Source organism: Acuticoccus sediminis (genome assembly GCF_003258595.1).
In the GTDB taxonomy this organism is placed as follows: Bacteria; Pseudomonadota; Alphaproteobacteria; order Rhizobiales; family Amorphaceae; genus Acuticoccus; species Acuticoccus sediminis.
Map to the genome: position 1 here is coordinate 1113421 of NZ_QHHQ01000001.1, position 16261 is coordinate 1129681.

Annotated in this window: 15 protein-coding genes; 13 read left to right on the forward strand and 2 right to left on the reverse strand. The window is 71.3% G+C overall.

The features are described 5' to 3' along the window. The first annotated feature begins 59 nt into the window (after positions 1-59). The 4 genes from DLJ53_RS04760 to fabI all read left to right on the forward strand — a co-directional run bounded on the left by DLJ53_RS04760 (position 60) and on the right by fabI (position 5541). On the forward strand, positions 60-2357 hold the full coding sequence (locus tag DLJ53_RS04760; RefSeq protein ID WP_425320952.1) for a DUF3141 domain-containing protein: 2298 nt from the start codon (positions 60-62) through the stop codon (positions 2355-2357). A gap of 233 nt (positions 2358-2590) precedes the next feature. Continuing rightward, positions 2591-3547 carry a phosphate acetyltransferase gene (locus DLJ53_RS04765; protein ID WP_111342780.1) on the forward strand — a complete coding sequence of 319 codons (957 nt, stop codon included), beginning with the start codon at positions 2591-2593 and terminating at the stop codon, positions 3545-3547. Positions 3548-3552: 5 nt separating this feature from the next. Beyond that, positions 3553-4740 (forward strand): acetate/propionate family kinase, encoded by a 1188-nt coding sequence (locus DLJ53_RS04770; protein WP_111342782.1) that lies wholly within the window; start codon positions 3553-3555, stop codon positions 4738-4740. 15 nt (positions 4741-4755) lie between these two features. Further along, positions 4756-5541, forward strand: coding sequence for an enoyl-ACP reductase FabI (gene fabI, locus DLJ53_RS04775; RefSeq protein ID WP_111342783.1), 786 nt, complete (start codon positions 4756-4758; stop codon positions 5539-5541). Positions 5542-5577: 36 nt separating this feature from the next. Here fabI and DLJ53_RS04780 read toward each other — a convergent pair whose 3' ends face one another. Further along, on the reverse strand, positions 5578-6831 hold the full coding sequence (locus DLJ53_RS04780; protein WP_111342785.1) for a M28 family peptidase: 1254 nt from the start codon (positions 6829-6831) through the stop codon (positions 5578-5580). After that, positions 6828-7760, reverse strand: a complete 933-nt coding sequence (locus tag DLJ53_RS04785) for a LysR family transcriptional regulator (RefSeq protein ID WP_111342787.1) — start codon at positions 7758-7760, stop codon at positions 6828-6830. Before DLJ53_RS04785 ends, DLJ53_RS04780 begins: the two co-directional genes overlap by 4 nt. 113 nt (positions 7761-7873) lie before the next feature. Here DLJ53_RS04785 and DLJ53_RS04790 point away from each other — a divergent pair, with 113 nt between their 5' ends. From DLJ53_RS04790 to DLJ53_RS04830, 9 genes are all read left to right on the forward strand, one after another. Beyond that, positions 7874-8656 (forward strand): amino acid ABC transporter ATP-binding protein, encoded by a 783-nt coding sequence (locus tag DLJ53_RS04790; RefSeq protein ID WP_280525495.1) that lies wholly within the window; start codon positions 7874-7876, stop codon positions 8654-8656. A gap of 26 nt (positions 8657-8682) precedes the next feature. Beyond that, positions 8683-9501 carry an ABC transporter substrate-binding protein gene (locus DLJ53_RS04795; RefSeq protein ID WP_202912999.1) on the forward strand — a complete coding sequence of 273 codons (819 nt, stop codon included), beginning with the start codon at positions 8683-8685 and terminating at the stop codon, positions 9499-9501. A gap of 108 nt (positions 9502-9609) precedes the next feature. Then, entirely contained in the window at positions 9610-10272 is a 663-nt protein-coding gene (locus tag DLJ53_RS04800) for an amino acid ABC transporter permease (protein ID WP_111342789.1), read from the forward strand. A gap of 25 nt (positions 10273-10297) precedes the next feature. Continuing rightward, on the forward strand, positions 10298-11239 hold the full coding sequence (locus tag DLJ53_RS04805; RefSeq protein WP_111342790.1) for an arginase family protein: 942 nt from the start codon (positions 10298-10300) through the stop codon (positions 11237-11239). Next, positions 11236-12504, forward strand: a complete 1269-nt coding sequence (locus DLJ53_RS04810) for a M20/M25/M40 family metallo-hydrolase (RefSeq protein WP_111342792.1) — start codon at positions 11236-11238, stop codon at positions 12502-12504. Before DLJ53_RS04805 ends, DLJ53_RS04810 begins: the two co-directional genes overlap by 4 nt. 311 nt (positions 12505-12815) lie before the next feature. Beyond that, positions 12816-13346: a DUF305 domain-containing protein gene (locus tag DLJ53_RS04815; RefSeq protein ID WP_111342794.1), complete on the forward strand. Its 531-nt coding sequence runs from the start codon at positions 12816-12818 to the stop codon at positions 13344-13346. Between the two features lie 12 nt (positions 13347-13358). Further along, a complete protein-coding gene (locus tag DLJ53_RS04820; protein ID WP_111342796.1) occupies positions 13359-14807 on the forward strand; it encodes a YncE family protein in 1449 nt (482 codons plus the stop codon). Between the two features lie 67 nt (positions 14808-14874). Next, positions 14875-15405, forward strand: coding sequence for an RNA polymerase sigma factor (locus tag DLJ53_RS04825; protein WP_202913000.1), 531 nt, complete (start codon positions 14875-14877; stop codon positions 15403-15405). Further along, complete coding sequence (locus DLJ53_RS04830; protein WP_111342798.1) at positions 15402-16226, forward strand: anti-sigma factor family protein; 825 nt, start codon at positions 15402-15404, stop codon at positions 16224-16226. The genes DLJ53_RS04825 and DLJ53_RS04830 overlap by 4 nt, the downstream gene beginning before the upstream one ends. The last annotated feature ends 35 nt before the right edge of the window (positions 16227-16261 follow it).

The following is a 16261-nucleotide window of genomic DNA, read 5'->3' on the forward strand; positions in this document are numbered from 1 at the left end:
CGGTCCTGGTCGGCCCGCCGTGCTCCGGCATGGCGGGTGGGGTCGGGCGGAAAGCTGGAGTGGGACCATTGAGCAGCTCGACGACGAACAGGAAGCGGCCGGGGATTGCCGGACCGGCCGGCATTCCGGGCCTTTTCTCCTTCGACGAGTACCAGCAGGACGCCCTGCAGCGGTTCTTCCTCACCCTCGACGTGATGCGCCGGCGGAGCGAGGGCTACCGCGAGCACGCGGCCGAGGCCGTCCCCAACGTGCTCGACTACAAGGCCGAGCTCGTCCTTGACGGGCGGACGCTGCCGCGCCCCGTCAACTACCTCCTGGTGCGCATCGTGCCGCCGGACGACGTGACCGTAGACCCGTCCCGGCGGCCCTTCGTGGTGGTGGACCCGCGCGCCGGCCACGGCCCCGGCATCGGCGGCTTCAAGGCCGACAGCGAACTCGGCGTGGCGATGAAGGCGGGCCATCCCAGCTACTTCGTGGGCTTCCTGCCGGACCCGGTACCGGGCCAGACGATCGAGGACGTCGCGAGGGCGGAGGCGGCGTTCCTCGAGGAGGTGAGCCGGCGCCACCCGGACGCCGAGGGCAAGCCGTGTGTCGTCGGCAACTGCCAGGCGGGGTGGGCGGTGATGATGCTCGCCGCGATCCGGCCGGAGCTGTTCGGGCCGATCATCGTCGCCGGGGCGCCGCTCTCCTACTGGGCCGGCGTCAAGGGCCAGTACCCGATGCGCTATCTCGGCGGCCTTCTTGGCGGGAGCTGGCTCACGGCCCTCACCAGCGACATGGGCGCCGGGGTCTTCGACGGTGCCTGGCTCGTCCAGAACTTCGAGAACCAGAACCCGGCCAACACGCTCTGGAGCAAGCAGTACAACCTCTACTCCAAGGTCGATACGGAGGCGGACCGCTATCTCGGCTTCGAGAAGTGGTGGGGCGGCCACGTCTGCCTCAACGCCGAGGAGATCCAGTTCATCGTCGACGAGCTGTTCATCGGCAACAAGCTGACCTCGGGGGAGATCACCACCTCGGACGGCACGGTGGTGGACCTTCGCAACATCCGCTCGCCGATCGTCGTCTTCTGCTCGCGCGGCGACAACATCACTCCGCCGCAACAGGCGCTCGACTGGCTCCTCGACCTCTACGACAGCGTCGACGAGATCCGCGCCTTCGGGCAGACGATCGTCTACACGATCCACGACACGATCGGGCACCTCGGCATCTTCGTCTCCGCCGGCGTCGCGCGGAAACAGCACGACGAGTTCGCCTCCAACATCGACTTCATCGACCTGCTGCCGCCCGGCCTCTACGAGGCGGTGTTCGAGCCGAAGGACGCGGCAGGGGCACACCCGGACCTCGTGACCGGCGACTGGGCGATGCGCTGCGAGGCCCGGACGCTGGACGACATCCGCGCGCTGGGCGGCAACGACCTTGAGGACGAGCGGCGATTTGCGGCGGCCGCGCGCGTGTCGGAGATCAACCTCGCCCTCTACCGGGCGTTCGTCCAGCCGTTCGTCCGGGCGAGCGTGAGCCCGTCCCTCGCCGAGTCGATGCGCCGCCTCCACCCGCTGCGCCTCGGCTACGAGATGTTCGGCGCGGGCAATCCGTGGCTCGGCTGGATCGAACAGTCCGCCGCTGCCGCCCGGAAGGCGCGCTGTCCCGCCGAGCCCGACAATCCCTGGCTCGCCGTCCAGGAGCAGGTGTCCCGCCAGGTCGTCGACGGGCTCGATACCGTGCGGAAGGTCGCCGAGACCGCGTCGGAGGACATCTTTCGCGCCGTCTACGGATCGGCCGCGCTCCAGGCCGCGCTCGGGATCGACGCCAGCTCCGACCGCCGCCCGCGCAAGGCGGCGAAGAACCTTCTCCACCAGCGTCTGATCGAGCACCGGGTCGCCGAGCTCCGGGCACGCATGCGCGAAGGGGGGCTGCGCGAGGCGGTGGTGCGCGCGCTCGTCTACGTCGGCATGGCGCGCGGCAGGGTCGACGAACGGGGCTTCGAGGCGATCCGGCGGATCCGGCAGGAGCATCCGGCGGCGAAGGCGCTCTCCCTCGCCGACTTCAAGGCGATGGTCCGCGATCAGTTCTACATGCTGCGGATCGACGAGGAGGCGGCGCTCGCCGCGCTCCCCGGCCTCCTGCCCGACGACGAGGCCGCCCGCGCGGGTGCCCTCGAGATGCTCGGCACCGTCCTCGGCGCTTCGGGGGCGCTCAAGGGCGAAGCGGCGGGACGGTTGGAGCGGATCTCGGGAATCTTCAGCCCCGCGAGCCCGCCTCCTCCGCCACGCCGCAAGGCGCCGGGCGGGGCGAAGGCATCCGGCGACCGGACCCCCGGCGCCAACGCCGCGCACCGGCACGACGGCCAGGCATGACGCCGGACGCGGCCCGGACCGCGCGCGGCAGGAGCGATCGCAGCCGACACCCCGAACCTGTCCGAAGCGATGCCCGGCGCCGGCGCATCGGCCGCGTTCATGTGGCCCTCGCGCGCAGGGGGCGATGGGGTATCAAGGTGGGGCGTGCCAACGGACGGACGCATCCGATGGGCGGGACGGGACCCGAGCCGCCCCGGTGCGCCGTCGTCACCGAGATCTGAGGAGCGAGTGCCATGGATGACAGCGTGCACGGAGGGGCGAAGCCCTCCAAGTACGACCGCCTCATCGCCCGGGCGCAGGAGGAGACCCCCGCTACGACCGTCGTCGCCCACCCCTGTGACGAGACGGCTCTGCGCGGCGCGCTGGAAGCGGCGGCGGCGCGGCTGATCGTTCCGATCCTCGTCGGACCGGACGCCAGGATCCGCGCCATCGCCGCCGAGCACGGCCTCGATCTCGCCGGCGTCGAGGTGGTCGATGCCCCGCATAGCGACGCCGCGGCGGCCCTCGCGGTGCGCCTCATCCGCGAGGGGCGGGGCGAGCTCCTCATGAAAGGGAGCCTCCACACCGACGAGCTGATGCGCGAGGTCACCGCCTCCGCCACGGGGCTGCGCACGAAGCGGCGCATCAGCCACGTCTTCGTCATGGACGTGCCCGGTCACGCCGACACGCTCTTCATCACGGACGCGGCCATCAACATCTTCCCCGACCTCGAGGCGAAGCGGGACATCGTCCAGAACGCCATCGACCTGTGGACCGCGGTCGGCCTCGGGGAGCCGCGCGTCGCGATCCTGTCCGCCGTCGAGACGGTGACCCCGAAGATCCCCTCCACGCTGGAGGCGGCGGCGCTCTGCAAGATGGCCGACCGGGGGCAGATCACCGGCGGCAAGATCGACGGCCCGCTCGCCTTCGACAACGCCATCGACCCGGAGGCGGCGCGCATCAAGGGGATCGTCTCGCCGGTCGCCGGCCACGCGCAGATCCTCGTCGTCCCCGACCTCGAGGCGGGCAACATGCTGGCGAAGAACCTGACCTTCCTCAGCCATGCGGACGCCGCCGGCATCGTGCTCGGCGCGCGGGTGCCGATCATCCTCACCTCGCGGGCAGACTCGGTGCGGACCCGGCTCGCCTCGTGCGCGGTCGCATCGCTCTACGCCGCCGCGCGCCGCGCGTCGGCCCCGATCGCGGCTTGAGCGCGATGGAGGTCGTTCTCGCGGTCAACGCCGGCTCGTCGAGCCTCAAGTTTCAGATCTTCACCGTCGAGTCCGGCGAGCCGTCGCTCCACGTGCGCGGCGCGATCGACGGGATCGGCACGCGGCCGCGCCTTCACGCCACCGGTGCGGACGGTGCCGTTCTCGTCGACCGGACCTACACGGCAGCGGCGCTGGCGGATCTTCCCGCCGCGATCGGCGAGGCGCGTGTCTGGCTGGAGTCGCTCGAGGGCCTGACGCTGCGGGCGATCGGGCACCGTGTCGTCCACGGCGGGCCGGACTACGCCCGTCCGGTCCTGATCGACCAGGCGGTCCTCGACAAGCTCGCCACCTACCAGGAGCTCGCCCCGCTCCATCAGCCGAACAACCTCGCACCGATCCACCTCGTCATGGAGATCAACCGGGAGGTGCCGCAGGTCGCCTGCTTCGACACCGCGTTCCACAGGGGCCATCCGCCGGTCGCCCAGGCCTACGCGCTTCCCATCCGGTTCTACGACGAGGGTGTGCGGCGCTACGGCTTCCACGGTCTCTCCTACGAGTACGTGGCCGAGCGCCTCGCCGTGGTCGCGCCGAAGGCGGCGGCCGGGCGGACCATCGTCGCCCACCTCGGCAGCGGCGCGTCGATGTGCGCCCTCGAGGCCGGGCGCAGCGTGGAGAGCACGATGGGCTTCACCGCGCTCGACGGCCTGCCGATGGGTACGCGCCCCGGCCAGCTCGACCCCGGCGTGGTCCTCTACCTGATCGCCGAGCGCGGCTTCACCGCCGACGGCGTGACGGACCTCCTCTACCATCAGGCGGGGCTGAAGGGCCTGTCGGGGGTGTCGAGCGACATGCGGGACCTGCTGGCGAGCGATGTGCCGCACGCCGCCTTCGCGGTCGACCACTTCGTCCACCGCGCCGGGCTCGCCGCCGGGACGCTGGCGGCCGCGCTCCAGGGGCTCGACGCGTTCGTGTTCACCGCCGGCATCGGCGAGCACAGCCCGGTCGTGCGCGCCCGCATCGCCGAGCGGCTCGCCTGGCTCGGCGCGGAGCTCGATCCCGCCGCGAACGAGGCCGGCGAGATGGTGATCTCGACACCCCGAAGCCGGGTGCAGCTCCTCGTGGTGCCGACGAACGAGGAGCTGATGATCGCCCGGCACACCCTCGCCCTCGTCGCGGCGACAGCCCCGACCTGACCACGGAGAGCGCGCATGTCCCGACCGGAGACGAAGGCGAACCTGCTGGAGGGCTATCGCGGCCTCGTCGTCGGTATCGCCAACGACCGCTCCATCGCCTGGGGCTGCGCGCGGGCCTTCCACGCGCTCGGCGCCGAGCTTGCCGTCACCTACCTCAACGACAGGGCCCGCCCGTACGTCGAGCCGCTGGCGGCGGAGGTGGGGGCGCCGATCGTCATGCCGCTCGACGTCGCCGTGCCCGGCCAGATGGAGGCCGTCTTCGAGCGCATCACCGAGGTCTGGGGGGCGCTCGACTTCGTGGTCCACTCCATCGCCTTCTCGCCGCGCGAGACGCTGGCCGGCCGGGTCACCGACGTGCCGCTCGACGGCTTCCTGAAGACGATGGAGGTGTCCTGCTGGTCATTCATCCGCATGGGCCACCTCGCCGAACCGCTGATGAAGAGCGGCGGCACGCTGTTCACGATGACCTACTACGGCTCGCAGATGGTGGTGGAGAACTACAACGTCATGGGCGTCGCGAAGGCCGCGCTCGAGAGCGCGGTCCGCTACATGGCGGCCGAGCTGGGGCCGAAGGGCATCCGCGTCCACGCGATCTCGCCCGGCCCGCTCGCGACCCGCGCCGCATCAGGCATCCCCGAGTTCGACGAGCTGCTCGACAAGGCGAGGGCGAAGGCGCCGGCCCGCGCCCTGGTGTCGATCGACGACGTCGGTGCGGCGACCGCCTTCCTCGCCCACCGCGCCGCCAAGCTCATCACCGGCCAGGTCCTCTACATCGACGGTGGCTACCACATCATCGACTAGCCGCCCCCGGAGCGGCCGCGATCCCGCTCGCCGGTGTCAGGCCGTCTCGGCCCGGCGCCAGGCGGCGGTGGCATCGGCGGGGGCGGTGAGCGCGGCCATCAGGATGGCCTCGCTCAGCCTCGCCGCCCTGGTGAGCTCGCCGGGCTGGACGGCGCTGCGGGTGTCGCGGGCGGTGAGGACGTAGCGGGCGGCGGCCCCGGTGTCGCCGAACCCTGCGACGAGGCGGAAGGCGGGGATTCCGGCCCTCGCGAAGTTCGCATGGTCGGAGTTCGACTGGAACGGGCGGTGAAGGCCGAGCGGGATCCCCGCGCTGCCGGCCGCGTCGAGCAGGAACGGTTCGATACCGGCGAAGCCGCTGGTCAGTGCGGTGAGCGAGGCGCCGCCGGCGACCGAGTCGAGGTTCACGTTGAGCGCGATCGCGGCCCGTTCGGCGTCGCTCAGCGCGGCGACATAGTGCTCCGAGCCGGTGAGCGCCCATTCCTCGACGTTGAAGAACGCGACGCGCAGGCCGCGCGCCCATTCGCTGCGCCGCGCGATCGCCCGGCGCGCGACTTCCAGCGCGACGGCGAGTCCGGAACCGTTGTCGATGGCGCTCTCGGCGGGGTCGTGGCCGTCGATGTGGGCCGAGAGGACGACGCAGCCGTCGTCCGCCGGCACGTCGAAGAGGAGATTGGTGGCGGTCGAGGCACGCTCGCTCACCGCAATGGTGAGGCGGACGCGGGGACGGGCCCCGGCGGTCGGGCAGAGGGCGGCGGCGGTCTCGGGCGAGATGCCGGCGGCGGGGAGCGTCGGCGCGCCGGCGACCGACGCGGAGCCGCTGACGGTCATGCCGGGGGCCGGACCGACGATGAGGAAACCGGCGGCTCCGGCCTCGATCGCCCGCTGGATCTTGACGCGGCGGTGGATGGTGTCGGCGGAGAACATCAGTTCGTGGCGCACCATCACGATGCGGCCCGGGATCTCGCCCGCATGCGCCTCGAACGCCTCGGGCGTGCCGCGGCCGAGGTCGAGGACCTCCGCCTCGATTCCACCGGCCGGAGTGGCGCCGCAGCGCAGGAGGGGCTGGAGGTCGCAGGACCGTCCGCCCGGTCCGACGAGGCTGGCGGCGTCGGCGCGCCAGGCGGTGTAGGGCACGGCCTTGCGCGCCGCTTCGACCCCGGTCGCCGCCGCGCCCAGCCTGGCCATCAGAGCGGTCGCGGCTTCCTCGGAAGGGGTGCCGCTCAGGCGTCCGCCGCAATCGCAGATGGCGTTGAACTCGTCGAGTAGCTGGCTGTCGGTGCGGTCGGTCATGGCGTCTCTGTCGGCTGGGGGGCGAGGGTCGGATCCGGTGTCTGCACCTGCCGGATCCTCTGGTCGATGAGGGCGAGGAGGTCGTCGCTCACCGGCTCGGGCTGGTCGAGCGTCCTGCGGAAGACGGCGATCTCGTAGGTGACGTCCGGCGCGAAGGGGACCGGCGTGAGGCCGAGGCCGGCGAAGAAGCGCGCCGAGAGCACGTCGACCAGCGCGACACCCGCGCCGGAGGCGACGAGGCCGCAGATGGTGCTGAAATACTCGCTGACGATGGCCGGCTGCCAGCGCGCGCCGGCAGAGACGAAGACCTCGCGCATGGTGTGGCCGATGAGACGGGTCTCGGCCATGCCGATCAGCGTGTCGCCGTCGAGGTCGCGCGGCGTGAGGTGCGGGCGGCCGGCCAGGGCGTGGCCGCGCGGGACGATGGCGACGCACGGCAGGCGATAGCGCTTGACCGGCGCGTCGCTGACGGAGACGGGCCATTCGCAGATCGCGACGTCCGCGCCGCCGGCCTCGAAGACCGCGGCCACCTCCTCGGACGTGCGGTGGATCATCCGCGCGCGCAGGCCGGGGCGCTTCTCCAGCAGGGCCGGCATCACGGTCGGAAGCAGCGCCGTCGAGCCGCCCGGATGGCTCGCGATGACGAGCGATTCCCGTTCGCCGTTGCGGATCGTCGTGGCGATGTCGGCGAGCTTGTCGAGCCCGCCGAGGACGGTCCGCACCTCCTCGTAGAAGCGCCGGCCCTCCGCGCTGATCCTGAGCCGCCCGTTGGCGCGATCGAACAGCGGGAAGCCGACCTGCGCCTCGAGGCGCGAGATCTGGGCGCTGACGGCGGGCTGCGTCACGCCCAGCACCTGTGCCGCGCCGGTGACGGAGGTGTTCTCGACCACGGCGCGGAAGGCTTCGAGCAGTTTGACGTCGATCTGCATAAAATTTCGATATGCCTTGCCGCGAGATTGATCACCACGAGGCCACAAAGACCAGTTATCCTGCGTAAATAAGGCATAACAAGCCGTGATGGTAAAGACAGTTGAGGGCACCAGTGCAAAGCTCGCAAAACGGGACGATCGCAGCCGAACCGCTGATCGCCGTCGACGCGCTGGTGAAGCGCTTCGGTGACCTGACCGTGCTGCACGGCGTGTCGATGAACATCGGCTCCGGCGAGGTGGTATGCGTCATCGGCCCGTCCGGCTCGGGCAAGACGACGCTGCTGCGCTCCGTCGCCCTGCTGGAAGCCCCCTCCGGCGGACGCATCGCCATGAACGGCCGTGTCATCGCCACGGCGGAGCCGACCCGCGCCGTCAAGCGCGCGGCCCGCGAGGTGCGGTCCGACATCGGCATGGTGTTCCAGCACTTCAATCTGTGGCCGCACATGAACGTGCTCGACAACATCATCGAGGCGCCGCTCAGGGTCCGCCGCACGCCCCGCGACCAGGCGATCGCGGAGGCGGAGGCGCTGCTCGCCAAGGTCGGCCTGTCCGACAAGCGCGACACCTACCCGAGCCAGCTCTCGGGCGGGCAGCAGCAGCGCGTTGCGATCGCGCGGGCGCTCGCGATGCACCCCGCCGTCCTCCTCTTCGACGAGGCGACGTCCGCCCTCGACCCGGAGCTGAAGCGCGAGGTGCTCCTCGTCATGCGCGCGCTCGCCGCCGAAGGCATGACCATGATGGTCGTCACCCACGAGATGAATTTCGCCCGCAACGTCGGCTCCCGCGTCGTCTTCATGGACGCCGGCGAAATCGTCGAGGAGGGCGACCCCGCCGCCTTCTTCGACCATCCCACAACCGACCGCGCTGTCCGCTTCCTGCGGCAGTTCGAAGACTGATGGCTCAGAACGAAAGGTTTGGAACGATGAAACTTGGACACGTCCTGGCGCTCACCGCCAGCCTCGCGGCCGGCTCAGCCTTCATGCAGCTGGCGTCCACGCAGCCGGCGGCCGCCCAGCAGACCGAGTCGGCCCTCTACGACATCACCAAGTCCGGCACGCTGCGGGTGTGCCAGTACCCGAGCTACTACTCGATCTCCTACCGCAACCCGAAGACGGGCGAGATCGAGGGGATCGACGCCGACCTCTCCAAGGAGCTCGCCAAGGAGCTGGGCGTCGAGCTCGAGATCGTCGAGTCGAGCTTCGGCACGTTCATCGCCGACCTGCAGGCCGACAAGTGCGAGATCGGCATGTTCGGCGTCGGCGCGACGCTGAAGCGCGCGCAGGCGGTCGCCTTCTCCGACCCCTACCTGCTGACCAGCATCTACGCCGTCGGCCGGAAGGGCGGAAAGATCGAGAGCTGGGAAGACATCGACCAGGAGGGCAACAAGGTCGCCGTGACGCTCGGCAGCTACATCGAGCCCTTCATGAAGAGCTACCTCAAGAATGCCGAGGTCGTGACCGTGGCCCCGCCCGCCACCCGCGAGGGCGAGCTGATGGCCAACCGCGCCGACGTCATCATGACGGACTACCCGACCGCCATCAAAGTGACCGACGAATTCGACTGGGCCGTCACCATCGAGCCGAACGAGACGCTGCGTCTCACCCCGTACTCCTACGTGGTGCGGCAGGGCGACCAGATCTGGCTGAACTACGTCAACCTGTTCGTGAAGACCATAAAGCTGGACGGGCGGCTGAAGTTCTTCGCCGAGAAGAACAAGCTCGGCCCGATCGTCGCGCCCTGACCGGTCCGCGTCCCTGAAGCCAACTGACCCGCACGGGGCCGCGGCCGGCGCGCCGGCCCGGGTCCCGTGCCGCGACCGCCGCCACCCGCGCCCTCCCGGAGAGCGACCATGACGTACCAATTCCGCTGGGACGTGATCCCCGCCAACATCGACTTCCTGCTGTCGGGGCTGTGGCAGACGCTGCTGATCTCGGCGGTGACGCTGGTGCTGGCGATGCTCGGCGGGCTCGTCATCGCGATGCTCGACATGTCAAAGTTCATCGTCTTCCGCACCATCGGGATCTCGGTGGGCGAGGTGGTGCGCAACACGCCGATCCTGGTGCAGCTCCTGTGGATCTACTACGTGCTGCCGATGGTGCTGGGCATCAATCTCGACGCCTGGACGGCGCTCGTCATCGGCCTGTCGATCTATTCCTCGTGCTTCATCGCCGAGGCCTACCGGGCGGGCATCCAGGCGGTCCCGCGCGGCCACCTCGAGGCGGCCAGGGTGCTGGGCCTCAGCCCGATCCAGACCTTCACGCGCATCACCCTGCCGCAGGCGATCCGCATGACGCTGCCGCCGCTCGCCGCCAACTTCGTACAGCTGATCAAGTACTCCTCGCTCGGCGCGGTCATCTCCGTCGGCGAGATCACGCGCCGCGGGATGGAACTGTCGGCCTCCATCTTCCGCCCGCTCGAAATCTTCACCTTCATTGCGGTGGTGTACTTCCTCATCTGCTGGCCGCTGGCGATGGCGATCCGCATCTGGGAACGCCGCCTGACGGCCCGCTGACGACGCGCGGGCGGAGCTTCCAACGATGCCAACCAGCCACGCGCGCGAGGACCTCCTCGTCGGTCCCACCACCTTCATGGGCCTTCCCTTCAGCCGCAGCGCCGAAGGGGCGGGCGCGGCGATCCTCGGCTGCCCGTTCGACTGCGGCACGCACCCGTTCCGCATCGGCGCGCGGCAGGGACCGGAGGCCATACGCCAGCAGTCCAACCTGGTGCGCCGCTTCACCTCCGACGGTGTCGACGTCGACATCCTCGCCGAGATGGCCGCCATCGACGCCGGTGACGTCGCGCTGGTGCCTGGGCGGATCGAGGAGGCGTTCGCCGCCATCGAGGCGGCGGCCGGCGGGCTATTCGCGGGCGGTGCCGCCGTGGTCGGCTTCGGCGGCGACGGGAGCGTCTCGCTGCCGCTGCTGCGGGCGGCGGCGCCGTACCATCCCGGCCTCGTCGTCCTCCACGTCGACAGTCACTCCGACTCGCACCCGGTGGACGCCGATCACCCCTACGACGCCGCCACGCAGTTCACCCACGCCGCCCGCGAGCAGCGGGTGCTGGCGTCGAGCTCGTGGCATGTCGGCCTGCGCGGCACCACCTTTCGCGGCGGCGTCATCGGCCACACCCACGAGGTGGGCTACAACACGATGACGATGGACGCCTTCCAGGCCGAGGGGCACGAGGCGGCCATGGCCGAGCTGAACGCCGCGCTTGCCGGCCGACCGGTCTACCTGTCGTTCGACATGGACGTGTTCGACCCGTCGTGCGCGCCGGGCGTGTGCACGCCGGCATGGGGCGGCTTCTCGGCTCGCGAGGGGCTGCGTTTCATACGGGACCTGAAAGGGCTCAACATCGTCGGCGCCGACGTGAACACCGTGAGCCCGCCGCACGACGTGGGCGGCATGACGGCCTTCCTCGCCGCCGCCGTCACGTTCGAGATCCTGACCCTCATCTGGCACACCCGGCACCCCGCGTGACCAGCGCCGAGACCGACACCGTGACCCACTCCGACGACGACCTCATCGCATTCGCCCGCTCCCGGCAGGACGCCCTCGTGGCGCTGACCCGGGCGCTGGTACGCGTCCCCAGCGAGACCCCGCCGAGCGACACGGCCGCCGTCGTCGAGGTGGCGCGGCAGGCCCTCGCGGACGTGCCGGGGCTCGACATGCGCGTCGTGGAGAGCGTGCCGCCGGTCCAGAACCTCGTCGCCCGTCTGCCCGGCGGCAAGCCGGGGCCGACGCTCGTGCTGAGCGGGCACCTCGACACCTACCCGATCGGCGAGCGGGCGGCATGGACGCAGGACCCGCTGGGCGGCGAGATCGTCGAGGGCCGCCTCTATGGCCGCGGCTCGGGCGACATGAAGGGGGGCTGTGCGGCGCTGATGGAGACCGTGCGCATCTTCGCCGAGCACATGCGCCCGTTTCCCGGCGAGCTGCTGCTCGTCCTCGCCGGTGACGAGGAGCGGATGGGCGAGCTCGGCACCCAGTGGCTCATCGACAACGTCCCCGAGGTCACCGGCGACGGCGTGATCGTGGCTGACGTCGGCGGCCCCGCGCTGCCGCGGCTCGGCGAGAAGGGGATGCTCTGGGTGGAACTGACCGCTGAGGGGCAGCAGGCCCATGGTGCGCACGTCCATGCCGGCCGCAACGCCGTCGACGCGATGATCGACGCGCTGAGCGACCTGCGCGCCCTCGAGGACCTCCCGGCCACCGCGCCCGAGGAGGCGGACCGCGTCATGCGGGAGGCCGCGACGAAGGAGGGGGCCGACGGCCCGGCGGCGCGACGTACGATGCAGCGCGTGACGGTCAACGTCGGGACCTTCTCGGGCGGCGTGTCGCCCAATCTGGTGCCGGCCCGCGCGCAGGCCGCGCTCGACATCCGCATCCCCCTCGGTGTCTCGCTCGAGCGGCTGCGGGACGCCCTGTCGGCGATCATGGCGCGGCACCCCGCCGTGCGCTGGGAGGAGACGCGCGCCTACGAGCCGACCTGGACGCCGCTCGCCTCGCCGATCGCGCGCGCGATGACGGGGGCGGCCGAGGCGATGTTCGGCCCGCGCGCCGTCGTGGACATGCGCGTCGGAGGCTCGGATTCGCGCCTGTGGCGCCGCGCCGGGTTCGACACGGTGTGCCACGGCCTCACCGCCCTCAACCTCGGAGCGCCCGACGAGTGCTGCGCGGTGGACGAACTCTCCACGATCACGGCCGTCCAGTGCCTGGCGGCCCGCCGCTTCCTCGGCGCCTGAGCGGCTCCTCATCGGCCTGACCGACGGGCCGCCCGGATCGATTCGCGCCCGTCTTTCAGACTGTTGGCGTCACAGGCTCTGTGCGGGCCTCGGCGCCGCCCGCATGGCCCTCCGGCCGCCACCTGACGCCGAGGCGCCGCGTCTTCGTGGACCAGATCTGCGGGACGCTCTTCTGACGCGATCGTCGGGCTTGCGGCCGCGCCGCCTGCGCCGAAGGGCGTCCGAAAAAGAAATTCTCCCGCAGGCGGAATAAATCGGGCCGCGCCCGAGTCTCACTGCTCGAAGGCGCCGAGCGCCAGCAGGAGAACGTCATGCGACATCGACACCTCGCATGTGTCGCCGCCATTCTCGCGGCGTCGATCGCCGGGTCGGCCGCCGAGGCCCACGATCCCCATAGAGGCGTTCAGGCGGGTGGGTCGTCGCCCGCCACCGCCGCCGAGGTTCCGTTCCTCGAAGAGAATGCCGCCGCCATGGACAGGATGATGGCGGGGATGGACGTCGCGCCGACCGGCGATCTCGACGCCGACTTCACCGCCATGATGATCCCGCATCATCAAGGCGCCATCGACATGGCCGTCGCGTACCTGCGCTACGGCACCAACCCGCAGCTGAGGCGCCTGGCGCAGGAGATCGTCGTCGAGCAGCAGCAGGAGATCGCGGCGATGCGCCTCGCGGTCGGCCAGTCGCTGCCGCCGTCCGCTCCGGTCCCGACGCAACCCGCCGCCGCGTCCCCGGCGGAGCCGGCCGCGACGCCTCCGGCCGCGCCGATCGCCGCGTCCGCCCATCAACATGACCACGGATCCGATGCCGCTCCGGCGCCGCCCGCGGTCGCCCGTCACTGAAGGAGCCGCCCCATGACGACCCGTATCCTCGCCGGGCTTCTCGCCGGCACCATCCTCGCGGCTCCGGCGCAGGCGGGCGAAGCGCCCTTCGCTGCCTCGGCGCCGGAGGTTCCGCTCAGCAGCCGCGACCGCGTCTACGCCGCCGAGCAGTTCTCCAACACCGTCTCGGTCACCGACCCGGCGACCAATACGCTCCTCGGCGTCATCCGCCTCGGGGAACCGCAGCCCCGCAACTTCAGTCCGCTCTACCGGGGCCAGGTGCTGGTGCACGGCCTCGGCTTCTCGCCCGACGGCAGGACGCTCGCGGTCGTCTCGATCGGCTCGAACTCGGTGACGTTCGTCGACACCGCGACCAACGCGGTGAAGCACACCACCTACGTGGGCAGGTCCCCGCACGAGGTGTTCTTCACGCCCGACGGCAAGGAGGTCTGGGTCACGATCCGCGGCGAGGACTATATCGCCGTGCTCGACGCCGCCACGTACGAGGAGACCGACCGCATCGAGGTGCCGAACGGTCCGGGCATGCAGATCTTCTCGCCGGATGGCCGCTACGGGTACGTCTGCTCGTCGTTCTCGCCCGAGACCGTCGTCGTGTCCGTCGCGGACCACCGGATCGCCGGCCGGGTGAAGCAGGCGAGCCCCTTCTGCCCGAACATCGCCGCCACCCCGGACGGGACGCAGGTCTGGCTGACGCTGAAGGACATCGGCCAGACGCAGGTGATCAACGCCCGGCCACCCTTCGACGTCATCACGACGTTCGACACCGGCCCGATCACCAACCACGTCAACTTCGCCAAGACCGCCGCCGGCACCCTCGCCTACGTCACCATCGGCGGTCTCAACGCCGTGAAGGTGTTCCGGACGGACGACTTCACCGAGGTCGCGACCATCCCGGTCGGCAAGCTGCCGCACGGGCTCTGGCCCTCGGGCGACGGGACGCGCATGTACGTCGGCCTGGAGAACGACGACGAGCTCGCCGCGATCGACACCGCCACCAACGAGGTGGTGGCCAGCATCCCGATCGGGCAGGCGCCACAGGCCGTGGTCTACGTGCCGGGCGCCGTGCCGGATGGACCGGGGACGGAAAACCTCGAGCCGCTCGGCGTCGCCGGCGAGACGGCGGTCCTGACGCTGTCGCCGGACGGCACGGCGGGCGCGGCCCCGACCAGCGTGTCGCTGTTCGACCAGGGGCTGGTGCAGATCCTCCAGGCCTCCGTCACCGGCCTCACCCCGAAGTCACCCTACGTGCTGGCGCTCGCGAGGCGCGCCGACGGCGGCGGCACGCTGGAGCCGCTCGCGTCGTTCATGACCAACCCGGCGGGCTCGGCCATCGTCAACGCCACCGGGCCGATCCGCCAGCTCGTGAGGGGCGACGCGAAGGACGACCGGCGCTATCTGGTGATCGCGTCGGGCTCGGCGTCGGAGCCGGGGCCCGTCGTGCAGCGCGAGGCCGTCGACTGACGGTGCGGGGCGGCGAGCGGGCGGGATGGCGCGGCCGTCCCCGCCGGCCGAGCCTGAGGGAGAGGCCATGAACGAGGACATGGTGCGCCTCATCGAGCCGCTGATCCCGGCGTTGCGGCGCTATGCGCGCGCGCTGATGCGGGATCGCTCCGCCGCGGACGATCTGGTGCAGGACTGCCTGGAGCGGGCGATCGGTCGCTGGCATCAGCGGCGCGGCGACGACGACGCCAAGGCCTGGATCTTCACGATCCTGCACAACCTCGCCATGACGCGTCTGCGCCGCTCGGCGGAGCGGCCGGCGCATCTCGCCCTCGACGATGCGGGTCCCGACTCGCTGGCGCGCGCGCCGTCGCAGGAGGACGGGCTGATGCACCGCGACCTGCTGGCGGCGCTCGGCGCGCTGGCGGAGGAGCAGCGCACGGTCCTCCTGCTCGTGACCGTCGAGGATCTTTCCTACGCCGAGGCGGCGCGCGTGCTGGGTGTGCCGATCGGCACCGTGATGAGCCGCCTCTCGCGGGCTCGTGACCGGCTGGCGTCGCTGCTGTCGGCCGAACCGCCGGGGCGCCGGTCCCGGCCCTACCTTCGGAGCGTGAAATGAGCGTGCGCCCCATCACCGAGGACGACCTCAACCTCTATGTCGACGGGCGCCTCGACCATGCCCGTCATACCGAGGTCGCGGCCTATCTCGACGCGCATCCGGACGTCGCCCGGCGCGTGCAGGGCTTTCGCGATCAGCGCGACCGGCTCCGCGCCGCGTTTCAGCCGGTGGTCGAGGAGCCGATCCCGTCCGAACTCGACCTTCGGCGTCTGATCGCGGAGCGGCACCCGGCGCCGTCAGGGCCAGACGCGGCGGCACGGGGCCGACGGGCCGGGGCGCGGGTCGCCGGCGGCTGGATGCGGGCCGCCGCGGCGCTGGTCCTCCTGTGCGTCGGTGCGCTCGGCGGCTGGTCGCTCCGCGGCATGGGCGCTCCGGCAGTGGAGGGTGTCGGGGCACTCGCCCGTGAGGCGGCGGCGAGCTACGCTGTCTACGCCCCCGACCGCCTGCACCCGGTGGAGATCCGCGCCGACGATCGCGCCGCGCTCGACGACTGGATGGCGGCGCGCCTCGGCCGCCCGGTCGCGATCCCCGACCTCGCGCCGTCGGGCTACCGGTTCATGGGAGGGCGGATCGTGCCCACCGAGCACGGACCCGCGGTCCTGCTGATGTACGACGACGACAAGGGGACGCGCCTCGCGCTGCTGACCCGCCCGATGCGGGCCGACCGCGACGCCCCGATGTCGGCGCACGGCGACGGGGAGGTCAACGGCGTCACGTGGGCGGACGCCGGCCTCGGCTACAGCCTCGTCGGCCCAAAGTCCGCCGACACGCTCCACCCCCTCGCCGACGAGGCGCGACGCCAGATCCTCGGCGCGGTCTGAGGCTGCCGCTGGGGCGCGGCGGCGGGGGTCCGATC